The sequence below is a fragment of the Streptomyces sp. OR43 genome, from assembly GCF_008042275.1.
GTDB lineage: Bacteria > Actinomycetota > Actinomycetes > Streptomycetales > Streptomycetaceae > Streptomyces.
In genome coordinates this window covers 1074316-1078469 of sequence record NZ_RDBK01000043.1, presented here as the reverse complement: position 1 = coordinate 1078469, position 4154 = coordinate 1074316, and the positions used below count along the sequence as shown (strand labels likewise).

The 4154-nt window shown below is 70.7% G+C and carries 2 protein-coding genes and 1 pseudogene; all 3 read left to right on the top strand.

The features are described from left to right. Window positions 1-1550: D-alanyl-D-alanine carboxypeptidase family protein (locus EAO72_RS23250; protein ID WP_261991608.1), on the top strand; the 1550-nt coding region annotated here is incomplete at its 5' end. Window positions 1551-1920: 370 nt separating this feature from the next. Continuing rightward, window positions 1921-3738 carry an MFS transporter gene (locus EAO72_RS23245; RefSeq protein ID WP_148019211.1) on the top strand — a complete coding sequence of 606 codons (1818 nt, stop codon included), beginning with the start codon at window positions 1921-1923 and terminating at the stop codon, window positions 3736-3738. A gap of 147 nt (window positions 3739-3885) precedes the next feature. Beyond that, window positions 3886-4154 (top strand): annotated as a pseudogene (locus tag EAO72_RS42130) (adhesin); the annotation flags it as partial.

Here is a 4154-nt window from a genome sequence, read left to right as displayed (position 1 = left end):
CCAAGGACGAGGACGCGGCCGCCGATGCCGCCGCGGAGCCGGACGAGTCCGAGGTGCCTGAGGAGCCCGGGGAGCCTTCGGCGCCGGACGCTGAAGACGCGGCGTCCGAAGACGGAACGGCGCCGGCCGACAACGCCGACACCTCCGATTCCGGCGCAGACACCGGCGCCGCCGAAACCGACACCGACGACGCCCCCGGCGCCGCTCAGCAGCCCGCCGCGTCGCTCAGCGGTGCCGAGCGGACCCGGCAGCAGCCGATGCCGCCCCGGCCGCCGCTCGACCTGCTTGCGGAGCTGACGAACACCCCGCCGCCGCCGGAGACCCCGGTCCGTACCGCCGTGCGCCGGGTCAAGATCTGGACCCCGCTGGTCATCCTGCTGCTGATCATCTTTGCAGTCGTGCAGATGGTGCGCCCGTTGCCGGCGCCGGTGCTGACGATGACGGCGGAGTCCGCGTACACCTTCAAGGGCGGCGACCTGAACCTCTCCTGGCCCGAGCAGGGACAGTCGGCGGTCACCGTGGACGGTGTCGGCTCGCTCGGTTCGGCAGGCGCGCAGAAGCCGGCGCCCATCGCCAGCGTCGCCAAGATCATGACGGCGTACGTGGTGCTCAAGGAGCACCCGCTCACCGGCAAGGAGCAGGGCGAGAAGATCACCGTCGATCAGCAGGCGGAGGACGAGTCCAAGCTGGGCGACGAGTCCACCGCCCCGATCAGCAAGGGGCAGCAGTTCACCGAGAAGCAGATGCTTCAGCTCCTGATGATCCCGTCGGGGAACAACGCCGCGCGCCTCTTCGCCCGCTGGGACTCGTCCGAGACGGAGTTCATCGCGAAGATGAACGCCGCGGCCAAGGACCTCGGCATGACCGGCACCACGTACACGGACCCGAGCGGGCTGAAGAAGACGACGGTGTCCACCGCCACCGACCAGCTCAAGCTGGCCAGGGCCGTGATGCAGAACGAGGTCTTCCGGGAGATCGTCGACACCCCGCAGATCGAGATCGACGGAGTCGACGGGACGATCTACAACAACAACTCGATCCTGTTGCAGCCGGGTGTGAGCGGGATCAAGACCGGCTCCTCCACGCCGGCCGGCGGCAACCTGGTCTGGTCCGCCAACACGGTCGTGGACGGCAAGACGCTCTGGATCTACGGCGCCGTCATGGGACAGCAGGCGGGTACCGGCCAGCCGTACGACAGCCTCGTGATGTCGCTGAACAACAGCCTCAAGCTGATCCAGGACGCGCAGAAGGCAGTGACGTCCGCCACGGTCGTGAAGAAGGGCGATGTCGTCGGGTACGTCGACGACGGGTTCGGCGGCCACACTCCGCTGGTCGCGACCGGTGACCTCAAGGCGAAGGGCTGGGCGGGGCTCAAGATCGAGCTGTCCGTGAAGGGCAACGGCGAGGAGATCTCGCGCAGCATGAAGGCGGGCACGAAGGTCGGCGTGGTGACCGTGGGGACGGGCCCCGGAAGGGTCAGTACCCCGGTCGCGCTCCAGGCGGACCTGAAGGACCCGGGCTTCGGCCAGAAGCTGACCCGGATCAGCTGACACTCCGCGGCCCCGGCCCGGAAGGGCCGGGGAAGCCGGGGAGGCGAGGCGAGCCGGAAGGGCCGGGGAAGCCGGGGAGGCGGGGCGAGCCGGGGGAGCCGGGAGGAAGCCGGGGAAGGGCCCGGGATGGCCCGCCGTGAGGCACCTCACGGCGGCGCACGGTGCCTCGCGGGCCTCGACGCCCGGGAACGGGCCGGGAAAGGGCCCMTTCCCGGCCCGTTCCCGGGTCCTTTCCGGGCGGTGACGAGAAGGTGCGTGTTAGCGTCCCGGGGGCAACGCGTGGACCCTGGAACGCGTCTTCCCGCCCATGAGACCCGAGCAGGCAAGCCGGCGGTTCCAACGCGTCCGGGGAGGGACGGGGAGAGTCGCAGTGACCACTGCCGAGCCGACACGGGCGAGCAGCACGGCTTCCGCAAGCTCCGCGAGGAGTACGGACGGGCCGGACGGAACCGGGGGGTTCCGTGGGGGGTTCGACGCTCTCAAGGAGCGGTGCCTGAGGCATCCGGTCCTGCTGACGACCGCGGTCGCGGCCGTCGCGCACATTCTCTGGTTCCTCTTCTTCGCCAACAGCGGCGGTGACATCGCGGCCCAGGACGCCTGGGCCGAGTTCGTCGGCCGGCATCCCGGGACGGCGTACAACCTGGCCTGGTACGGGGGCATGCACCCCGTCTCGTACAGCGTCGTCTCGCCGTATCTGATGTCGCTGGTCGGCGTACGCACGACGATGATGATCGCCGGAACGGTCTCGGCGGGCCTGACCTCGCTGATCCTTTACCGGGTGAAGGCGGTGCGCAATCCGCTGGCCTGCTCGATGGCGGGTGTCTTCGCGTATCTGTGCAACGCGCTGTCGGGCCGGGTGACGTTCGGGCTCGGCATGATGTTCGCGATCGGCGCGACGGCGGCGGTGTTCTGCTGGCCGTACCGCTGGCGGTACAAGCGCTGGGCGAAGGCGGCCGTCGCCGCACCGCTCGCCGCCCTCGCGACGGCGGGCAGTCCGGTGGCCGGACTCTTCCTCGGGGTGATCGCGGCGGCGCTGTTCCTGAACAAGCGGCGCCCCGGCGCGTACGCCCTGGGTCTGGCGCCGGTCGTGGTGGTGGCGCTGTCCGCCTGGCTGTTCCCGTTCTCCGGCACGCAGCCGATGTCGATCGCGACGCTGTCGGGCCCGTTCATCTTCGCCGTTCTCGTCTTCTTCCTGGTGCCGGCCGACTGGAAGACGGTGCGCACCGCGGCCGCCGTGTACGGCATCGGGACGCTGCTGACGTACGTCGTCGACTCGCAGATCGGCTCGAACGTCTCGCGCATGGCGATGCTGTTCGCCGGAGTGGTGCTGCTGGCCGCGCTCCCGTACACCGTGCCCCGGTCCCGTAAGTGGTACGCACTGGTCCTGGCGTTCGTCGGACTGAACTTCTGGATCGGCTTCAAGGGAGTCGACGACATCGTCCGCACCGCCCCCACCGCGTCCTGGACGCGGGCGCTGGCGCCGCTGGTCGACCAGCTCCAGCAGGTCGGGGCCGACCGGGGCAGGGTCGAGGTGGTCCCGCCGAGCAGTCACCGGGAGTCGGCGGCGATGATGCAGCACGTCAACCTGGCCCGCGGCTGGAACCGGCAGGCCGACATGGAGCGCAATCCGCTCTTCTACGACGACACCCTGAACCCCGTCAACTACCGCCAGTGGCTCGACCGCTGGGCCGTCCACTACGTGGTGCTGCCGAAGGGCGACCCGGACTCCAGCGGCGCCGCCCAGGAGACGGAGCTGGTCGACAAGGGGCTGCCGTACCTCAAGGCGATCTGGTCCGACGAGAACTGGCGGCTCTTCGCGGTGGAGGGCCCCGTGCCGATGGCCGATCCGCCGGCGACGGTGGACAAGGCCGAGGCCGGGGAGCTGACCATCCATGTGAAGGAGGCGGGCCGGGTGCTGATCCGTATCCCGTACTCGCCCTGGCTCGCCGTCGTGGACGAGAAGGGCAAGAGCCTGGAGCGGCCGCAGGAGACCGAGGCGTCCAAGCAGCGTGCGGACAAGGACACCCCGAAGTCCTTCACCAACGAGAACGGCTGCCTGATCAAGATGGAAGAGGACGAGTACGGCGACGAGTGGACGGAACTGCTCGCCCCGCGCCCCGGCGTGTACCGGCTCGGCGCCCCGTATCAGCTGCAGCCCGGGACTCCGTGCCCGGACGAACTGCGCTGAAGCCCGCCGCCGGCCCGGCGCGGCGGCGCGGGACCGGCGTCGGGCCAATTCCGTACGATCCCTCCCTGCGGGGACGCGGCACTGGCATGGTGTGCTGCCATGAGGTGCCAACAGTGCGGCGGTCAACGACGGGGTGCGCTGCCCGGTATGAGCTGTCCCGACTGCGCATCGGTGACGCGTACGGGCGGCGGCGACGGTGCGTGGATCGCCCGGGAGACGCTCGCGGGCCGGATGTCCACCCTGCCGGCGAGCCGTAAGGCCTGGCTGGCGGCGGGGGTGGTGGTACTGACGGGCGCGCTCGTGACGGCGGTGTCGTTCCTCGCGTCGGCGGGCGGCGAGACGCGGACCGGGGCGGTCGGCCGCCCGGGCCCCGGGGCCGGCGACCGGGCCGGCGGCGCCCCCACCCGCATCAGCCC